Origin of the sequence: Veillonella parvula (assembly GCF_032575955.1) — a bacterium.
In the GTDB taxonomy this organism is placed as follows: domain Bacteria; phylum Bacillota; class Negativicutes; order Veillonellales; family Veillonellaceae; genus Veillonella; species Veillonella parvula_J.
In genome coordinates this window covers 26,736-45,707 of sequence record NZ_JAWFXN010000006.1, presented here as the reverse complement: position 1 = coordinate 45,707, position 18,972 = coordinate 26,736, and the positions used below count along the sequence as shown (strand labels likewise).

Sequence of the window (18,972 nt, the reverse complement as noted above, 5' to 3'; positions counted from 1 at the left end):
TACCTACTTATCCACATATTAACATCAAAGTATGAGTTTTAGGATATCCACAAAGTTATTCACCGTATATCCACAGAGTTATCCACAGGTTGTTAATTTCTGTTTAATTTCTGTAACCATTCGTTTAGTTTCTTCGTTTTTTTCAATTTCCTTCGTTATTTTATCGTACGCATGGAGAATTGTCGTATGATCACGAGAAAAAGCTGCTGCAATTTGAGGATAGCTTTCATTGATCATATCGCGGCATAGATACATGGCGATTTGCCGTGGAAATGCGAATTGGGCTTTTCGTTTCTTGCCGAGTAGGTCTTGCTTTTTAATATTGAAATAAGAACTTACAAAATTCTGGATGCTTTCAATATTAACCATATTCACCTCTTCGGTATGAACGAGGCCCGCCAAGGCGTGTTTTGTGTATTCTAGGTCGATAGATTCGAGACGTTGATCGATGGATGCTGTACCGATGAGCTTGGTGAAAGCACCTTGCAATACGCGGACGTTTTCGCTAAATTGCAGCGCTACATAGTTGATTGAATCATTATCGATACGAATAATGCGATTCTTTTTATATTCTCGTTCGAGCAGTGATCTGAAGATGGCGATGCGCGTTTCTAAATCTGGATTTTCCATTGTGGCAATGTAACCAGCTTGGAAACGAGAGCGAAGACGATCTTCGAACTGTTCCATATCGTTTGGCATCGTATCAGAGGTAAGTACGATCTGCTTGTTATTATTTAGTAATTCATTGAACGTATTAAATAGCTCAGTTTTCGTACTTTCTCGGCTTTCAAGAAACTGAATATCGTCAATCATGAGAACATCGATATTGCGGAATGTGTTGCGGAATAATTTACCTTGATTGCGCTGTAACGTTTCAACGAAAATATTCATAAAGTTTTCGCTCGTAATAGACATGACCTTCATATGTGGATGATTTTCCTTGATAGCATTACCGATGGCGTGCATCAAGTGTGTTTTGCCGAGGCCAGATGGACCGTATATAAAGAGCGGATTATAGTCTCCACCAGGAAATTCAGCTACATTTTGTGCAGCCCCAAATGGTATACGGTTGGCATTACCCGTTACGTAGTTATCAAAACGGTACGCCGGATTGAGATTAGATAACGATAAATCTACAGGTACATTATCAGACTGCAATGTTGGCGTTGTTTCTGTAGATTTCTTTGGTGTCGCTATCATTGGTTCGTCTGGAATCTCCACAGGCGCTGGTGTGCGGTCAATATAGATCGGATCTTGATAGACTGGTGTGTAAAACTCCTCTTGATGAGCCTTTTCCTCTACTATAGGTGGTAAAGGCATCGGCGGTGCTACAACTGGTTTATCGATGAGACTTTCATCAACAAAATTTGTATCTATACTTTCTTGATTAAAATCGAATAAAACCATATCTCGAGGAGAGCCGATGACCGTGGTAATCGCATCTTGTAAAGCCTTGCTAATTTGCGGCTGCTGGTCGATTAAGTTTTTTACAAATGTTTGCATGACCCCAATATGGATCGAATGACTTTCGAGAGACATGGGAATCAACGATGACGTGACGCGCAAATACAATGCATCAGGTAAATGTTGCATATTCTTTTTCGCCTCTTGCAATATATGCTCCCATATATTATTTAAATCAAATGATTGCATGACGTGCCTCTTGTGAATAACTATTGCAATAAATGTGTATAACTTTAGGAATAATGTGCATAACCATTGTAAAAGCTGTGGAAAAAACTATTATTCCTGTGAATAACTTGTGTATAACCTGTGAATAAGTAAAAATAAAAGTCTATTTTATATAGATAATTACTGACTTTTCAGTTTTTATAAACTAAAAGAGAAAAAATGTGGATAACTTCGAAAGTTATCCATCAAAAACCTATAAAAATATATAATTTTTCCTAATTTCAAGTATGATTGTACCAAAAAATAAGTAATTTGTCATTCAATCTGTGGATAACTTTTGATTATCTGAAGGAAATGTGTTAATAAATCAATAATTATCTTATCATTTGTTCATCAATTACTTTTGGGGGAGGAATGAAAACTACTTTTATCGCTCCATTCTAACGCAAGTCGCTCAAAAAGTAGTTTTCATTCCCCTCCTCCAATAAGATAATTTTTATGATTATTATACACATAGATGGAAAAGTAATTGATGAACATAACAACATCAACCTTCAGATAATCAAAAATAAATGATAGATAAAAATGACAAACTAGTGATTTTTCTAAAAGGGAGTCTTAGGAGCAGGAATAGATGTGGATTTTTGACCGACTTACGATGAGTATGGAGGGAGAAAACCACATCTATTCCTCCCCTCTCTTCAACTGGAGATCAAAACATAAATTTGCCAAAGTATAAAAAGATTTGAATTGTGAGTTCTTGTATGTTGATAAATTGATGTTACGTTTACATCGTGTAGTGGTGTTGAAGGTGACATTAGGGTTGCCTTAGGGAGGGAATATAGGGTCCTTTTGAGCGACTTTACGATGAGTATGGAGCGATGAAGGAGCCCTATATTCCTCCCCCTGGAAACGTAACATCAATTACAGGATAAAATGTGTAGTAGAATTATTTTCAAAAATACAAGAACTCACAGCAGAACCCCTTTATTATATTGACAAATTTACGTTTTACCTCTATAATTACCCTGTTATGGTATAAGTAAAACAATACAGAATGACGAGGAGGTGTTTTACTAATGAAACGTACTTACCAACCAAATACTCTTTGGAGAAAACGTACCCATGGTTTCCGTGAACGCATGAAAACTATTGGTGGCCGTCTCGTTTTGAAAAGAAGACGTGCAAAAGGCAGAAAACGCTTATCTGCATAATATAATAGCTGTTAGGCAGGAGAAAAAACTTGGCGCTGCTGCCAAGTTTTTCTATTCTTAGGACTTAAGGACAATGCATATGGATTATTGCCTTGATAAAGCAAGACGACTGACGCACAATAATGAATATCGCCTTGTGTATAAGCACGGAAAATACGAAGTAGGCCGTATGTGTGTACTGTATCGTATGCCCGTGGCAAAGCAACCTACGCGCATTGGTTTTGTAACAGGTAAAAAGGTTGGTTGTGCAGTGGAGCGCAACCGAGCTAGACGCCTTATGAAAGAGGTATATCGCCTCAATCAGCACGCCATTCGCGAAGGGTATCATATCGTAATTGTTGGACGTGGCCCTCTGAAAAACGCTACCTACGAAAAAGCGGAAAAGGAGATTTTGTATCTCTTGCGGAAAAGCAAATTATTGATACAAAATGATAAATAGGACCACAAGTTAGAGGCTTTGGTCCTTTTTGTGTATATGGAGGTTTCCATGAAACGCTGTATAACCATGCTTTTACGACTTTTAATTAGGTTTTATCAGCTCGCCATATCTCCCTTAAAACCTGGATGTTGCCGTTATTATCCGACATGTTCCACATATACTCTGCAGGCCATCGAAAAATATGGTCCTTTGAAAGGTAGCTGGATGGGTTTAAAACGCATTCTTCGCTGCCATCCTTTCCATAAGGGTGGCTACGATCCAGTGCCATAATCTATTTTAGATTAGGCTAGTTTTGTGGTCTGTGAAAGCAACTTTTACAATAACCATCTAGCACAATTTTGGAAATACCTGAGCATCTGTATGGATGAAATTTAGACCATACCATAACGATATATAGATGCGCAAAGGACGGTTTCGGACTGTAAGAAAAAGGAGAAACAATGGAATTTTTAAGTAGTATATTCCACCCTATCGTTGAATTGATGAGCACATTGGTAACCTATGCGTTCCAATTGACTCAAATGATAGGTTATCCAAGCTACGGTGTGGCTATTATCCTTTTAACAATCGTTATTAAAGCGATTTTGGCGCCACTTACTGTTAAACAAATCAAATCCATGAAGGCTATGCAAGAGTTGCAGCCTCGCATGAAAGAATTGCAAGATAAATACAAAAATGATCCTGCAAAACTGCAAGCGGAAATGGGTGCATTGTACAAAGAAATGGGTGTTAACCCATTAGCGGGCTGCTTGCCTCTATTGGTGCAAATGCCATTCTTGATCGCTATCTTCTATGCTTTACAAAGCTATCCATACGATCAAAACTATGTACAGTTCTTATGGCTTCCTAGTCTTGGCGAACCAGATCCAATGTACATCTTGCCAGTTTTGAGTGCATTATCCACATGGGTTATGTCTCGTCAAACTAGTAGTGGTGCAACTGGTGCTGCTGCGCAACAACAAAAGATTATGACAATCTTTATGCCTCTATTCATTGGTTACATTTCTCTTAACTTCCCTTCTGGCTTAGTTATTTACTGGATCGTATCCAATGTGTTCCAATTTGTACAACAACATTTCATTTACAAAGGCTTAGAAGCTAAATAATAGGAGGCACTATGGAATTTATCGATGTATCTGCTAAAACCATTGAAGATGCCATTGCTAAAGGTGTAGCTCAATTGGCCTCTGAAGGTCAAGAATTGGTAGAAACTAAGGTCTTAGAACAACCTTCTAGTGGATTTTTAGGCATTGGTCGTAAACCAGCAGTTGTTCGTTTATTCTTCACCGCTTTAGCTAAATCTGCTACTGCAGAAGAAGCAGCTAATGTTAAAGAACAATCTATAGCTATTGCTTCCGAACCAGTGGCAACAAGCGAAACAGAAGTACAAGATACGGCAGCTGAAACTTCTGAAAGTACTGTAGAAGAAAAACCTTCTAAAAAGGAACTTTCAAAAGAGGATCAACAAGAAATTGCTGAAAAAGGTAAACAATTCCTCGATGATATGTTTACACAAATGGGCCTCACTGTTGTTATCGAAAAAATGATGACGAAAGATAAAATTACATTCCAAGTACACGGCGAAGAGCTAGGTATTTTGATTGGTAAACATGGTCAAACATTAGATGCTATTCAATACTTAACAAATCTTGTGGCTCACAAGGATGTATCTGGCCATTGCCATATCGTGGTAGATGTGGAAAATTATCGCTCTCGCCGAGAAGAAACATTGGTGAATCTCGCGAAACGCTTGGCTTCTAAGGTGAAACGCAATCGTCAAAAGGTTTCTTTAGAACCGATGAATGCTTTTGAACGTAAAATCATTCATACCGCCCTTCAAGGGGATAAAAATGTTATTACCAACAGTGAAGGGGATGAACCATTCCGTCACGTTGTGATTTCGTACAAAAAATAAAATATAATGGTGCAGCTTTCAGGTAACTGGTATTCTCCGTTACTTGAGGGCTGTTCCCTTTATTCTTTAGGTTATGGTGAAAGCTAACCTAAGTTAATCTTCGCGCGGGTAAGATTGGTTTAGTTTAACTTTCACAGGCGAAGAACATATAAAAGATAATAATCGAAATACGGAGATATGTATGTATATAGATGATACAATAGCGGCCATTGCGACACCGCCCGGCATCGGTGGGGTTGGTATTATTCGTGTTAGCGGCAAGGATAGTTTTCCTATTGTAAATAGCCTGTTCAAGAGCACTGGCACCGTTCCTTTGATGGATCGCCAAAATAGAACGATACAATATGGGACCATTGTGGATCCTACAATGAACAAGACCATCGACGAGGTTCTTGTATTATTAATGAAAGGCCCTCATTCTTACACGGCGGAAGATGTGGTAGAAATTCAGTGTCACGGCGGTATTGTGCCAGTTCGACAAATTCTAAAATTGCTCGTCAATCACGATGTGCGCATGGCTGATGCCGGTGAATTTACGAAGCGTGCCTTTATGAACGGACGTATCGACCTCACGCAAGCGGAGGCGATCATTGATATTATTGAAGCAAAAACAGAGGACTCCCTCTCCCTCGCTGTGGCTCAGCTAGATGGAACTGTTTCATCCTTTGTAAAAGATGTGCGTGAACAGCTCATCGCCATGATTGCTCATTTAGAGGTAACCATCGACTATCCTGAGGAGGATATAGAAGACGTAACGAGCCAAGAGGTTCGCGAACAGTTGCAGCCTATTTTGAAAGCTATGGATGAACTCTTGTCCACAGCAAACACAGGTCGCCTTATTCGGGACGGTATTACAACGGTTATCGTAGGCCGTCCAAATGCAGGTAAATCGAGCCTTATGAATGCTCTCTTGCGCGAAAATCGCGCTATCGTAACGGATATTCCGGGGACGACACGCGATAGTATTGAAGAATATATGACCGTAGAAGGCATTTCCTTGCGCCTCATCGATACAGCAGGTATTCGCGACACACAAGATACGGTGGAAGCCCTCGGTGTTGAGCGTGCTCGTGATTATATTAACAAAGCAGACATCGTGCTTTGTGTTATAGACGGGTCTACTCCTTTAACCCCTGAAGAAATCGAAATTTTGACCTCTGTGAGCGGTTTGAATACTATCGTACTCCTTAATAAGTCCGATGTGGCACAAGTCGTTACAGATGAAAATATTAAAGAACACGGAACCTTCACGGCTATCGAACGAATCAGTGCTAAAGAAGGCGAAGGCTCTGCGGTTCTTGCCAAATGGGTGCAAGAACTCGTCTACGGCGGTCGCGTAAAACAAGACAATAGCGCCATGATCAGTAATGTGCGCCACATCAGCCTCATGGAACAAGCGAAGGCTCAAGTAGAACAAGCCCTCTCCTCTATCGACATGGGCATGCCTGTAGACTTTGTGGCCACCGACTTGCGTAGCGCTTGGGAACTACTAGGCGACATCACGGGCGATACCATCCGAGAAAGCATGATAGATGAATTGTTTAGTCGTTTTTGCCTTGGTAAGTGATTTAAACTTTCACAGTAAGATAAGTAACAAATATAAGGAATTTAATTGATATGTACACAGTAGATAATTATGATGTCATCGTCATCGGTGGCGGTCATGCTGGTTGTGAGGCGGCTCTCGCTACTGCCCGCATGGGTCATCGCACGTTGATGGCGACTATCAGTTTAGATAATATTGCGCTTATGCCGTGCAACCCTGCCGTGGGTGGCCCTGGTAAAAGCCATCTTGTTTACGAAGTTGACGCATTAGGCGGTCAAATGGGTATCAATGCGGATGCTACGGCTATCCAAATGCGTATGCTCAATATGGGCAAAGGGCCTGCCGTTCATTCTTTGCGCTGCCAATCCGACAAGATTAAATACCAACATTTGATGAAACAAACATTGGAGAATACAGATAATCTTAATGTTAAGCAAATCATGGTGACAGAACTTAAGGTTGAGGATGATAAGGTAATAGGTATCGTTACAGAGCTTGGTGAATTTTATGGTGCTAAGGCTATTATTCTTTGTACAGGTACCTATTTGAAAGGTAAAATCCTCATCGGTGATATCGATTATGTGGGCGGTCCAAATGGTCAACGCGTAGCGGAACATTTCTCTCAATCCTTACTCGATAATGGTATTGAATTGATGCGCTTTAAGACGGGTACACCAGCACGTGTAGATAAACGTACTTTAAACCTCGAAAATATGGTAGTTCAAGAAGGCGATGCACATCATCACGCATTTTCCTTCATGGATGAATGGATTAATCGTAATGAAGATGTATGTTGGTTGACCTATACTAATAAAGAAACGCACGAAATCATTCATAGCAATATTCACCGGGCTCCTATGTATAGTGGCAAAATCGAAGGCGTAGGCCCTCGTTACTGTCCTTCCATCGAAGATAAAGTAGTGCGCTTTGCCGATAAAGAACGCCATCAATTATTCGTAGAACCAGAAGGCACGGGTACAAATGAAATGTATGTACAAGGTATGAGTACGTCTCTTCCAATGGATGTACAATATGCTTTCTTGCGTACCATCCCAGGTCTTGAGAATGTTGAAATTATGCGTCCTGCCTATGCTATCGAATACGATTGCTTGAATCCAACGCAATTGACACCAGCACTTCAAGTGAAACATATTGAAGGTCTCTACTCTGCAGGTCAAGCCAACGGTACATCCGGCTATGAAGAAGCGGCTGCTCAAGGCCTCATGGCTGGTATCAACGCAGCATTGTGGATTCAAGGAAAGGAACCGTTCATCCTTGCTCGCTCCGAAGCGTACATCGGTGTTCTTATCGATGATCTTGTAACAAAAGGTACAAATGAACCGTACCGCATGATGACAAGCCGCAGTGAATACCGTCTATTGCTTCGTCAAGATAATGCAGACCTGCGTCTTACAGAAAAAGGCCGTGAAATCGGTCTTGTAAAAGACGATCGTTGGGCCAAATTTACAGCAAAGAAAGCTGCTATCGAAGAAGCAATGGATATGTTACGAAATACACCTGTCAATCCATCCAAAGAAACACAAGTTTTGCTTGAAGGTTTAGGTACAGCACCTATTAGAACAGGTATTCACGCTTATGATTTAGTAAAACGTAATGAACTCTCTTACGCCAATGTAGCTGATGCATTTGGTTTGAAACGCTATACACCTGATGTAGAAGAGGCTGTCGATATTTCCATTACCTACGAAGGGTACATTAAAAAGCAAATGGACCAAGTCGATAAAGTTCGCAAACTAGAAGAAAAAATTCTTCCAAAAGAATGGGACTACACAGAAATTAAGGGCATTTCTCTTGAAGCTCAACAAAAGCTCAACAAGATTCGTCCTCACTCCATCGGCCAAGCAAGCCGTATCTCTGGCGTCTCCCCTGCAGACGTATCTGTTCTATTGATCCAATTAGAGCAATACAACAGAAGTAAATAAAAATAGCATGTAATAATATGAATTCATGTAATAACATGCAATTTATATGAACTTTTTAAAAGATATTTCCTACAAATCTTATTGTCCTATACATATTAGACAATTCATTAGGAGTACTTATGAAAGAAAAATACGATGTGCCTATAGCACCTCAGTCTGAATTTGTTTCGTATATGATGGAGCAAATGAGTCATTTTGGTTTGCCCTGTACAGAAGAACAGGTAAAAGACTTTTACTTGTATTATGTGCATATGATTGAAACAAATAAATATCTCAATCTAACGGGTATTACAGACATGAAAGAGGTCGTGATTAAGCATATGATTGACTCCCTCTCATGTTATGATTCTGAAATTATCAAATCTGGCATGACGATTATCGATGTTGGTACCGGTGCAGGTTTTCCTGGTATTCCATTGGCTATCTATGACCGTAGCCTCAAGGTTACCCTGTTTGATTCTTTAAAAAAGCGGCTTAACTTTTTGGAATCGGTTATAGATGAACTAAAACTGACGAACTGTACTACCTTACACGGACGTGCGGAGGATTTGAGTCATCAAGATTACCGTGAAAGCTTTGATATTGCTACGAGCCGTGCCGTGGCACGTTTGCCGATTCTTTTAGAATGGACTGTGCCCTATGTAAAAGAAGGTGGATATGTAGTTGCTTTAAAAGGAGCTATCTACGAAGAAGAAGTTAAAGAATCTAATAAAGCTCTTAGCATACTAAAAGCCACTATCGAAGAAGTAAGAACCATTACTCTGCCAACCCTAGATGATAAACGAGCAATCATATATATAAAGAAAACGGGAAAAACGCCAAAACAATACCCACGGAAACCAAAAGAAATCAAAGATAAACCATTAGTATGATTTTCACTAGTACATACCGTGTGAAACTTAATAAAACTAGCAATACAATACAAAACAAGTACAAAAAGAGGATGCAAATCTTATATTTGCATCCTCTTTCCTTTTCATTAGGAATGACTTAGCTCGCTTTGGAGTCCGTGGGAAAGGTATTCTATGCAAACATTAAAATGACTTATACGTGGTCAATAATATGTAACGTTGTATCGATATCATTTAAAGGCATAATATGTACGCCTGCTGCAATTTTCTTGATTTGTTCAAGTGTTTCAATCGCAATTTCTGTACCCGCTTCTTTACCACCTTTTTCCATGCGGTCCAAGATTTCTTGAGTAAGGTTAATTCCAGGCACTTTTTCATGGAGGTATGTAGCCATTTTAAAGCTTTTAAGTGGAATCAAGCCTAGCATGATAGGTACATCGAATTCAGACATCTTGTCAATGTAGCGTTTTGCCTGTTCTAAATCGTAAATTGGTTGTGTTTGTACAAAGTGAGCGCCATTTTGAATTTTAGCAGCTAATTTTTGGCGTTCAATCTCTAAATCTGGAGCACCAGGATTACCAGTGGCACCGATGTAGAAGTTTGTAGGTGCGTCTAGGTCATTACCTGCAAGGTCTTTGCCTGCATTTAATGTCTTAGCGATGTTGAGTAGTCCCATACAGTCGACTTCAAATACGGATTGTGCAAATGGATGGTCCCCATTATCTGGTTTATCACCAGTGAGTGTTAAAATATTATGCACGCCCAAAGCTGCTGCACCGAGTAATTCAGATTGCAATCCGATAATATTACGGTCGCGGCATGTAAGGTGGAAAATAGTTTCAATTTCTTTGTTATGTTGTAATAAATAAGAAAGAGAAATTGGGCTCATGCGCATTTTGGACATAGGGCTATCAGCGATGTTGATAGCATCCACCTTCCCTTTCAAACGGGCTGCTTGTTCGAAGGTCTTTTCTGCAGAACTGCTTTTAGGAGGATCCAATTCAACAGTAATGGTGAACTGCCCTTGTTGATGTTTTTCTCTTAATGTCATCATGTACCTCGTTACTATACATTATTTTTCTAGTGTTTCAAAGAAATCGTTAGCATGGTTAACAGCAGCGATGCCGTCCTTAGCGTAGATATCCGCGCCTGCTTGGTCTGCGTAGTCTTGAGATACTACGGCGCCACCAACCATGACCTTAGTTTTAAGGCCTGCTGCACGGATAGCAGCGATAGTATTGTCGATTTGTGGCATGGTTGTCGTCATCAAGGAACAGATGCCAACGAGGGCAGCTTTGTTATCTTTAATAGCTTGTACGATAACTTCTGGGTCAACGTCCTTACCAAGGTCGACGATTTTGTAACCATTGTTTTCGAGCAATGCTGCTACGATATTTTTACCTAAATCATGAATGTCGCCTTTAACTGTAGCTACGACAACGGTGCCTTTATCTAAGCTTTCACTAGCAGGAATAATTTCTTTAATGGTGTTGAAAGCAGCCTGCATTGTTTCAGCAGCAAGCATTACTTGTGGTAAGAATAACTTACCAGAACCAAACTTATCCCCCACTACGTTCATCGCTTCAGATAAGCCTTTTTTCGTAAGATCTAATGGATCGATACCATCTGCTAAGGCTTTTTTTACAAGATCAATGATAGCTTCTTTTTCGCCTTGTTCTACACATGCGCGAATATTGGCTAAAGGATCATTACTATCGAAGGATTTTTTATCTGGCCCTTTAGGAGCAGTGTTACCAGGAGCGGTAGTTTCGTCTTCATAGCCGTATTCTTTAATAAATTCAGCAGAACCTGGGTCCCAGCCTAGTAAGGTAGTACTAGATACAAATGCTTTTTTTGCTGGATAATTGAGTGGATTCATAATCGGTGTTGTTAAGCCACATGCGAGAGCCATTGTTAAAAATTGGCCGTTCAAATATGGACGCTGAGGCATACCGAAGGAAATATTGGACAAGCCCATTACTGTTGGGAAGCCAAATTTTTCTTTATATAATTGTAGTGTACGCAATGTTTGGCGTGCACTATCTTCACCGCTGGCAAGTGTTAATACCAATGGATCGAGTAATAAGTCATGTGGTTGAAGACCATAACCATACGCGCGATTTACGATACTTTCAGCTAAAGTAACGCGGTCCTCTGCTTTTTCAGGAAGGTCACCACTGGATAATGGCAAGCAAAGCAATGCTGCACCGTATCGTTTAGCTAAAGGCATAACTTGAGTGATGGACTCCTCCTCCCCATTTACGGAGTTAATAAGAGCGCGGCCTGGGTAGTTTTTAAGAGCTACTTCCATAGCTGCTGGGTCCAATGTATCGATAGACAATGGAGTTTCAACGAGCATGGATAATTCAAAGATTGCTCGTTCCATCAATGGAGTTTGATCCATGCCAGCTACGCCCATGTTTACATCGAGGATATCTGCGCCTGCCTCTACTTGATCTAAGGCATCGCGCTTTACACGAATGAAAGAGCCATCGCGCAATTCTTGAGCGAGTACTTTACGACCTGTTGGGTTAATACGTTCACCAATGATAAGCGGTTTTGTATGATGGCCCAACTCTAAAAGTTTAGTACGACTTGTAATAATTGTTTTAGGTGTAATGTGGGTACGTTCTTTTGGCGTATGAGCTTTCACCGCATCGGAAATAGATTGAATATGAGCTGGTGTCGTACCGCAGCAACCACCAACATAACTAGCGCCTGCATCAACGATATCGAGCATCAATGGTCCCATTTCTTCTGCTGTAAGTGGGAATACAGTTTGTTTATTAATCAGTTGTGGCATACCGGCATTTGGTTGACAGCTGATTGGTAAGTTTGTAACGCTGGCAATCTCTTCGATTAGCGGTGTGATTTGCTCAGGTCCAAGAGAACAGTTAATACCGATGATATCAGCACCCATAGCTTCAACAATTGAAGTTGCTACAGCTGGCGGTGTACCAGTAATAGTACGACCATCTTCACTGAAAGAAAATTGGCAAATGATTTGTACATCTTCTTTCGTTTTGCCTGCTGCTTCGCGCGCATCTAAAGATGCTAATAAAGCGGCACGCATTTCTTGTACGTCAATAATAGTTTCAATGATGATGAAATCAACACCAGCTTCGATTAAAGCCTCGGCTTGCTCGCGGTATGTGTCGTAAATAGCATCAAAGCTCATATTGCCTAATGGTTGTAAAAAACGACCTGTAGGTCCCATAGAACCTGCTACACGAGCAGTTGGTTTAGTCTCTGCAATGGCTTCTTTTGCTACCTTCACAGCTGCAATATTGATTTCTCTTACGCGATCCTGTAAATCATAATCTTCTAATTTAAGACCACAAGCACCGAATGTATTGGTAGTGATTACATCACTGCCATGTTGTAAGTATTGAGCATGAATATCCTTTACTACTTCTGGTCTTTCAATATTAAATAGCTCTGGACAATAGCCTTCTTCTAAGCCTGCCGCTTGAAGCATTGTGCCCATAGCACCGTCAAATATATACATAAACATCTTCCTTTAACATCCTAAATTACAATGTTTCACGTGAAACACTATTGTATTGGTTGCCCCTTCATGGCAATACCAGAAATGTCGGCAGTAGTTTTACTACCTTCCTCTTCTCCCCCATCTTGGGTGTTGACTGTTGCTTTCTCTGGTAATTTTCGAGATGCACAGTTTTGTTGTGAACAAGATGTACAGCCTCGTTTAGTTTTAATATCTTCGTTTGCTGGCATTAAACCGATGATAGCCGTTACAGACTTACGTGGGAATAATAAATAGTTCTCTGTTACTTGTAAGCCAATCATCTCTGTTTTGATGATTTTAGCTAATTGTGGTTGGATTTCTAGTGGCCAGTTGCCATAACCAGGGCTAAAACGCCAAGTTGGCTTATAGCCTTGTTTTTTAGCAATTGTATTGATTACTTCGTTTACCTGATCAGCTACCTGTTCTACAGCAGTTGTGGCTGCTGCATCAAGTAATAAACCCACCGTATAGTTACCTTGTTTAAATAACTGTTCACTACGAATTTCTACATCTTCTCCAACTGTTACGCCTAATACGTATACTTTAGTAGATTTTTCTAGATGCTTTTCGATGATAGACCCTTCAATTTTAAGTGGTGGATTGCTTAAAATTGTTTTTGTTTCTGCATCGTAATCATATTCTTGATATACACCCCTAGGTGTAGCCAATAATTGGATTTCCTTACATGCTTCGTCAACATAGTTTTGTGGGAAATCCTCAGCGTGACGAAGTCCTGCGTATCGTTTTACTTCTGCTTTGTCGATGGCAGGAAGCATTCCGTTATAGATGGGCATAGAAACGCCTCCTCTTCAAAATAAAAAGCTCTGCGTATCCGTAGAGCGTGTGCTTACTGTTATCAATTGTATATATAGATCTTATAAAGTGATTTTTCTAGACTCTTAAGATTATCAATCTAATTACTATCTAACTAATAGTATATAGATATGAATAATACCTGTCAAAGTATATGGGGCCTGTATTCTCATATAATTTAGTAGTATATAGGTATAGTTTAAAGTTATATCAAAATGATTTTTGTTCATAAAAGTTATTGATGATGAAGGTTTTATATGTTTAATGTTAACCATAATGTTTCACGTGAAACAATTTATTAAATATAATCTAATAATTTGTTATGAGTATATAAGTATATTAATATTAGTTCATTACATTTCGTATATTATTGTTATATATAATGTTACCGATCAAAAGTTGATTACTTTATACCTTTCGCTAATGGTGTTGTTCTATAAATAAAAAAAATGATATAAAATAATTTTGTGTATATTTGTCTATTGGTATAGATTTATATTAATATGATAATTTTTTACTGTAAAATTTTTTATTAATTTTATAACTTAATTTTTGCGTTAGATTTTAATCCTTAGATGTTTCACGTGAAACATTTAATCGTAAAACTTATAAAACATTTGATGTAATTTTTCTTATTTTGTGTTGTACTATATAGTAAAGGAATAAATTGCTATGTTTCACGTGAAACAATAAAAAATAAGTGTTGTAATTATATTAATGAAGTTATTTACCTATAAGTTTATGTGCGTAATATAAATGTAAGTGGGAAAAATGTAGTAGATAAATAAAATAATATAGTAGATAAAAAATTAATGAGAATTTGATTTATAAATACCGTAATTAGCATTGTTTTATGTTATAATGGAAAAGAAATATTTTGAACGAAGATGTGAGGTGAATTAAGTGGGCAAAGTTATAGCTATTACTAATCAAAAAGGCGGTGTTGGTAAAACTACAACATCAGTAAATTTGAGTGCTTGTTTAGCTGATGCAGGTAAAAAAGTATTACTGGTTGATTTGGATCCACAAGGTAATGCTAGTTCTGGGTTAGGTATTGAAAAGGATGATTTAGAGCTCTGTGTGCATGATGTTCTAATTGATGGAGAACCAATTGCTGATATTGTACAACCTACAATGCTTGAAAACCTATTTGTGGCGCCTGCAACAATTCAACTAGCTGGTGCTGAAGTAGAACTAGTTTCCGTTGTTTCACGTGAAACAATGTTGAAAAAAGCATTAGCGTCAGTAAGAGATACATATGATTTTATCGTTATTGACTGTCCACCATCTCTCGGGTTATTAACATTAAATGCCTTCACTGCTGCTGATAGTGTATTGATTCCGATTCAAAGTGAATTTTACGCATTGGAAGGGGTTAGTCAATTAGTTAAAACGATAACAATTGTACAACAAACATCAAATAAGGATCTTGAAATTGAAGGCGTGCTATTGACTATGTTTGATGGCCGCACAAATTTATCGATTCAAGTAGCCGATGAAGTAAAAAAATTCTTTGGCAATAAAGTATATAAAACAATTATTCCTCGTAATGTACGTTTAAGTGAGGCACCTAGTTATGGGGAGCCAATCATTGTATATGATCCAAAATCCAAAGGTGCTGATGTATATACGAAATTAGCTAAAGAGGTAATTAAAGCATCTAAAACTAAATAAGCACTAGAGATAAATAAGTATTAAAGCTCAATAAACACAAAAGCGAAGTAAGTACCTAAAGGTAATAAGTATCTGTTATATGTATGTATCTAATGCTAAGAATATTAGTTTTTGGTGGTTTGCGTGATTTACATATTTTAAATTTGTAAATATTTGTAAGGCCGAGAGAGGTTAGTTGTATGCCAAGAGAAATTAAAAGCAAAAAAAGCAAAGCGTCTGGATTGGGGAAGGGCCTTGAGAATTTAATGAAGGTTGACTCTGTAGAGTCTGTATTGCCTGAAAAGGAGATACATGAACTGCCAATTTCTGAGTTAGTTCCAAATGTAGATCAACCGCGTAAAAGTTTTGATGAAGATAGTCTAGCTACATTGGCTGAATCAATCAAGAATCTTGGTATTTTCCAACCGATTGTAGTTCGTAAACAAAAGAATAAATATCAAATTGTAGCTGGTGAGCGCCGTTATCGTGCTGCTATGATTGCTGGATTGAAAACAGTACCAGTTATTGTTAAAAAATATAATACCGAAGAAATGACAGAGGTTGCTCTTGTAGAGAACCTACAACGTGAAGGATTAGATCCCATTGAAGAAGCATTGGCTTATCAAGGATTGATGGATACTTATAAGCAAACGCAAGAAATGATTTCTGCTCGTCTTGGCCGTAGCCGTTCATATATTGCTAATATGGTTCGTCTTTTAAAATTATGTGATTCTGTACAAAAGGATCTTATCGAAGGTGATTTAACGGTTGGTCAAGCTCGTCCATTATTAGCGTTAAGAAGTGCAGCTCAACAAATAGAAGCAGCTGAACGTATTAAAGAGGGTGAGCTAAGTGCTAGACAAGCAGAGGCCCTTGTTAAGTCTATGCAAAATAAATCGTCTAAAGCAAAGACTGGTAAACCTCAAAATACGGCAGAGGTTCGTGCCCTAATGGACCGTTTAAAACTAAGCTTAGGGTCCCCTGTGAATATTAAATTCCGTGCAGGCAAAAAAGTACAAGGAAAAATTGAAATTGCTTTCTCCTCTGAAGCTGAATTAGAAAGACTTATTGCATATATGGATGGGCAAGATCAAACAGAAGATACGGAAACAATAGAGTTTAGAGTATAATTGGCTAGCAAAAGCAATAGCAAAAGCAATAGCAATAGCAATAGCCGTAACACCAACAATAATAGTAACGATAATAGTAACAACAATAACAATAATAACAGCTATAGCAATTGCAATAGTCGTAATAGTAATAATAACAATCTGCAGTAAAAGTGTAGTCTACGGGCTGCGCTTTTACTGTATTTTAAGAGATTATAATAAATAATAGGATAAGTTATTAGATAATTTATCAGAAGCTTTATAATATATTTGTAATATATGTGAAGGTTAAGTAACAAGGATAGGTTATGGAACAAACACCTAAGGCAAACCGCATACATATTGGCTTTTTTGGCCGTTGTAATGCCGGTAAGTCTACATTGATCAATATGTTAACTGATCAGCCTGTATCGTTAGTATCCGATGTGGCAGGGACTACAACAGATCCTGTAAGCAAAGCTATGGAAATCTTACCACTTGGCCCTGTGGTGATTACTGATACTGCTGGTATAGATGATACAACTGAATTAGGTGCATTGCGCATGGAGAAAACAGAAGAGGTCGTGAAAAAGATTAACTTGGCTGTTTATGTGCTTCGTACCGATGAAGAGCCAACCTCCGACGATATGCACTGGTTAGGTCTTTTGAAACAAAATAATATACCTGTTGCACTTTTCATTAATGAGATTAATGCGGTGCCAAACAATTTAACGGAGTCTAAAGCTAGTGTAGGTAGAGATATACTGGGAGAGCGTTATATAGCAGAGCATACGGGTTTATCTGATTTGGTTACTGTCATTGGCTCTGCTGACTTCACATCTGATGCGAAACGATTAGAGTTGCTTGATCTACTCGGTGGGCTAACACCACTTGATGTAGAAGGGGAGCAAACTCTTTTACAAGGTTTAGTTGAAGAGGGGGATACAATCATTCTTGTATGTCCTATCGACAGTGCCGCACCAAAGGGGCGACTCATCTTGCCACAGGTACAGACTATCCGAGAAATTCTCGATCATAAAGGCCTAGCTTTAGTCTGCCAAACAGAAGAATTACCGGCTATGATTCACTCGCTTAAGAATCCCCCTAAAATGGTAATCTGTGACTCCCAAGCGTTTGATCGGGTTGATGAGTTAACACCTGATTCGATTCCGTTGACGTCTTTTTCTATTTTGATGGCGCGGTTCAAGGGAAAATTACAGGATTTAGTAGCTGGTGTTAAGGCTATTAAGAATTTGAAAGCTGGTTCCAAGGTTCTCATCAGTGAAGGTTGTACACATCGCCGTCAATGCGATGATATTGGGACTGTAAAAATACCTAATCTTTTAAAGAAGCAAGGCTATACAGATTTACAGTTAGAATTCACTAGTGGGGGAGCATTCCCTAAGGATGTATCACAGTATGATTTGATCATCCACTGTGGTGCTTGTATGTTAACACGCCGTGAGGTGTTACGTCGTATAGAATGCGCTGTTGTACAAGGTACACCCATTGTAAATTACGGTGTACTCATAGCAGCTCTACATGGTATACTAGAACGAGCAATAAGCCCATTTGTTGACGAACTAGAGGGCTGATAAATAGCCTAATAAATAGCATTGTAATATGTATGTAATACATACATTTAGATATACATTACATGCTTGTTATATACATTATTATATAGGTATCATTTATCTATATTAGATATATTAAATATTAGATATATTAAATTAAATTGCATGCAGTCATTTAACTTTCACAATAGGAGTGGTATAATTAACTGTTGGAGTTTTGATGATTGTATAGGAAGGAAAATACATGTTCGAATCGATTCAACCGTGGATAGGCATGGTTACCATCGTTCTTGTTATAGTGTTATTCGTATATTGTGTAATCTTACACATTCGTTTAGGTAGCTTGAAAAAGAAATACGATTTCTTTATGCAAGGGGAGCATGGTGCGAGCCTAGAGCGTAAATTATCTGTAGAGGTTAGTGAAATTCGCGATGCTGCGAAGGGCCTTGAGTCCTTGTTATCTGAGCAAGTGGCAATCCGCAATATTCAGAGTAATACGATACAAAAAATTGGCTTTATTAAGTATAATGCCTTTGAAAATATCGGAAATGATCTGTCCTTTGCGCTTACCTTGCTAGATGGCAACAATAATGGCATCTGTATCTCCAGTATTTACGGTCGTAGCGAATCTCGTATTTTTAGTAAACCTATTGTGAAAGGTAAAAGTTTAGTAAGTCTTTCACAAGAAGAATTAGAAAGTTTGAACGAAGCATTGGGTGAGCGTACCAATGAGGAAGCGTTAACGAGCGCTATCGTCTCGAAATAAGGAAGTTTT

The 18,972-nt window shown here is 38.7% G+C and carries 16 protein-coding genes; 12 read left to right on the top strand and 4 right to left on the bottom strand.

Annotated features, from left to right (window positions below):
* Positions 1–78: 78 nt before the first annotated feature.
* A complete protein-coding gene (gene dnaA, locus E7L28_RS06705; protein WP_316711546.1) occupies positions 79–1,653 on the bottom strand; it encodes a chromosomal replication initiator protein DnaA in 1,575 nt (524 codons plus the stop codon).
* A 1,058-nt stretch (positions 1,654–2,711) separates the two neighbouring features.
* Here dnaA and rpmH point away from each other — a divergent pair.
* The 8 genes from rpmH (at position 2,712) to rsmG (ending at position 9,561) form a co-directional block, all read left to right on the top strand.
* On the top strand, positions 2,712–2,846 hold the full coding sequence (gene rpmH, locus E7L28_RS06700) for a 50S ribosomal protein L34 (protein WP_004692946.1): 135 nt from the start codon (positions 2,712–2,714) through the stop codon (positions 2,844–2,846).
* Positions 2,847–2,925: 79 nt separating this feature from the next.
* A complete protein-coding gene (gene rnpA / locus E7L28_RS06695; protein ID WP_004692947.1) occupies positions 2,926–3,285 on the top strand; it encodes a ribonuclease P protein component in 360 nt (119 codons plus the stop codon).
* 48 nt (positions 3,286–3,333) lie between these two features.
* Positions 3,334–3,555, top strand: a complete 222-nt coding sequence (yidD, locus tag E7L28_RS06690) for a membrane protein insertion efficiency factor YidD (protein ID WP_012865047.1) — start codon at positions 3,334–3,336, stop codon at positions 3,553–3,555.
* A gap of 170 nt (positions 3,556–3,725) precedes the next feature.
* On the top strand, positions 3,726–4,391 hold the full coding sequence (locus tag E7L28_RS06685) for a YidC/Oxa1 family membrane protein insertase (RefSeq protein WP_287506706.1): 666 nt from the start codon (positions 3,726–3,728) through the stop codon (positions 4,389–4,391).
* Positions 4,392–4,402: 11 nt separating this feature from the next.
* Positions 4,403–5,200, top strand: coding sequence for an RNA-binding cell elongation regulator Jag/EloR (jag, locus tag E7L28_RS06680; RefSeq protein ID WP_287517434.1), 798 nt, complete (start codon positions 4,403–4,405; stop codon positions 5,198–5,200).
* Positions 5,201–5,381: 181 nt separating this feature from the next.
* A complete protein-coding gene (gene mnmE / locus E7L28_RS06675; RefSeq protein WP_287506703.1) occupies positions 5,382–6,767 on the top strand; it encodes a tRNA uridine-5-carboxymethylaminomethyl(34) synthesis GTPase MnmE in 1,386 nt (461 codons plus the stop codon).
* A gap of 50 nt (positions 6,768–6,817) precedes the next feature.
* Complete coding sequence (mnmG, locus tag E7L28_RS06670; protein WP_123138247.1) at positions 6,818–8,689, top strand: tRNA uridine-5-carboxymethylaminomethyl(34) synthesis enzyme MnmG; 1,872 nt, start codon at positions 6,818–6,820, stop codon at positions 8,687–8,689.
* Between the two features lie 119 nt (positions 8,690–8,808).
* A complete protein-coding gene (gene rsmG / locus E7L28_RS06665; protein WP_123138246.1) occupies positions 8,809–9,561 on the top strand; it encodes a 16S rRNA (guanine(527)-N(7))-methyltransferase RsmG in 753 nt (250 codons plus the stop codon).
* A 172-nt stretch (positions 9,562–9,733) separates the two neighbouring features.
* Here the strand turns inward: rsmG and E7L28_RS06660 are convergent, their stop codons facing one another.
* From E7L28_RS06660 to E7L28_RS06650, 3 genes are read right to left on the bottom strand one after another with little or no spacing between them, the layout of a single operon-like run.
* The gene (locus E7L28_RS06660) at positions 9,734–10,591 is read right to left on the bottom strand and encodes a methylenetetrahydrofolate reductase (RefSeq protein ID WP_123138245.1); all 858 of its coding nucleotides are present in this window, start codon (positions 10,589–10,591) and stop codon (positions 9,734–9,736) included.
* 21 nt (positions 10,592–10,612) lie between these two features.
* Positions 10,613–13,048: a homocysteine S-methyltransferase family protein gene (locus tag E7L28_RS06655; RefSeq protein ID WP_316711545.1), complete on the bottom strand. Its 2,436-nt coding sequence runs from the start codon at positions 13,046–13,048 to the stop codon at positions 10,613–10,615.
* A gap of 47 nt (positions 13,049–13,095) precedes the next feature.
* A complete protein-coding gene (locus E7L28_RS06650) occupies positions 13,096–13,863 on the bottom strand; it encodes a hypothetical protein (protein ID WP_004698043.1) in 768 nt (255 codons plus the stop codon).
* A gap of 922 nt (positions 13,864–14,785) precedes the next feature.
* Between E7L28_RS06650 and E7L28_RS06645 the strand changes: the two genes are divergently transcribed.
* From E7L28_RS06645 to E7L28_RS06630, 4 genes are all read left to right on the top strand, one after another.
* Positions 14,786–15,556: a ParA family protein gene (locus E7L28_RS06645; protein WP_004698040.1), complete on the top strand. Its 771-nt coding sequence runs from the start codon at positions 14,786–14,788 to the stop codon at positions 15,554–15,556.
* A gap of 179 nt (positions 15,557–15,735) precedes the next feature.
* Complete coding sequence (locus E7L28_RS06640; protein ID WP_120055203.1) at positions 15,736–16,665, top strand: ParB/RepB/Spo0J family partition protein; 930 nt, start codon at positions 15,736–15,738, stop codon at positions 16,663–16,665.
* A gap of 287 nt (positions 16,666–16,952) precedes the next feature.
* Positions 16,953–18,218, top strand: a complete 1,266-nt coding sequence (gene hydF, locus E7L28_RS06635) for a [FeFe] hydrogenase H-cluster maturation GTPase HydF (protein WP_021148796.1) — start codon at positions 16,953–16,955, stop codon at positions 18,216–18,218.
* 223 nt (positions 18,219–18,441) lie between these two features.
* Positions 18,442–18,963: a DUF4446 family protein gene (locus E7L28_RS06630; RefSeq protein WP_004694397.1), complete on the top strand. Its 522-nt coding sequence runs from the start codon at positions 18,442–18,444 to the stop codon at positions 18,961–18,963.
* Positions 18,964–18,972: the final 9 nt, after the last annotated feature.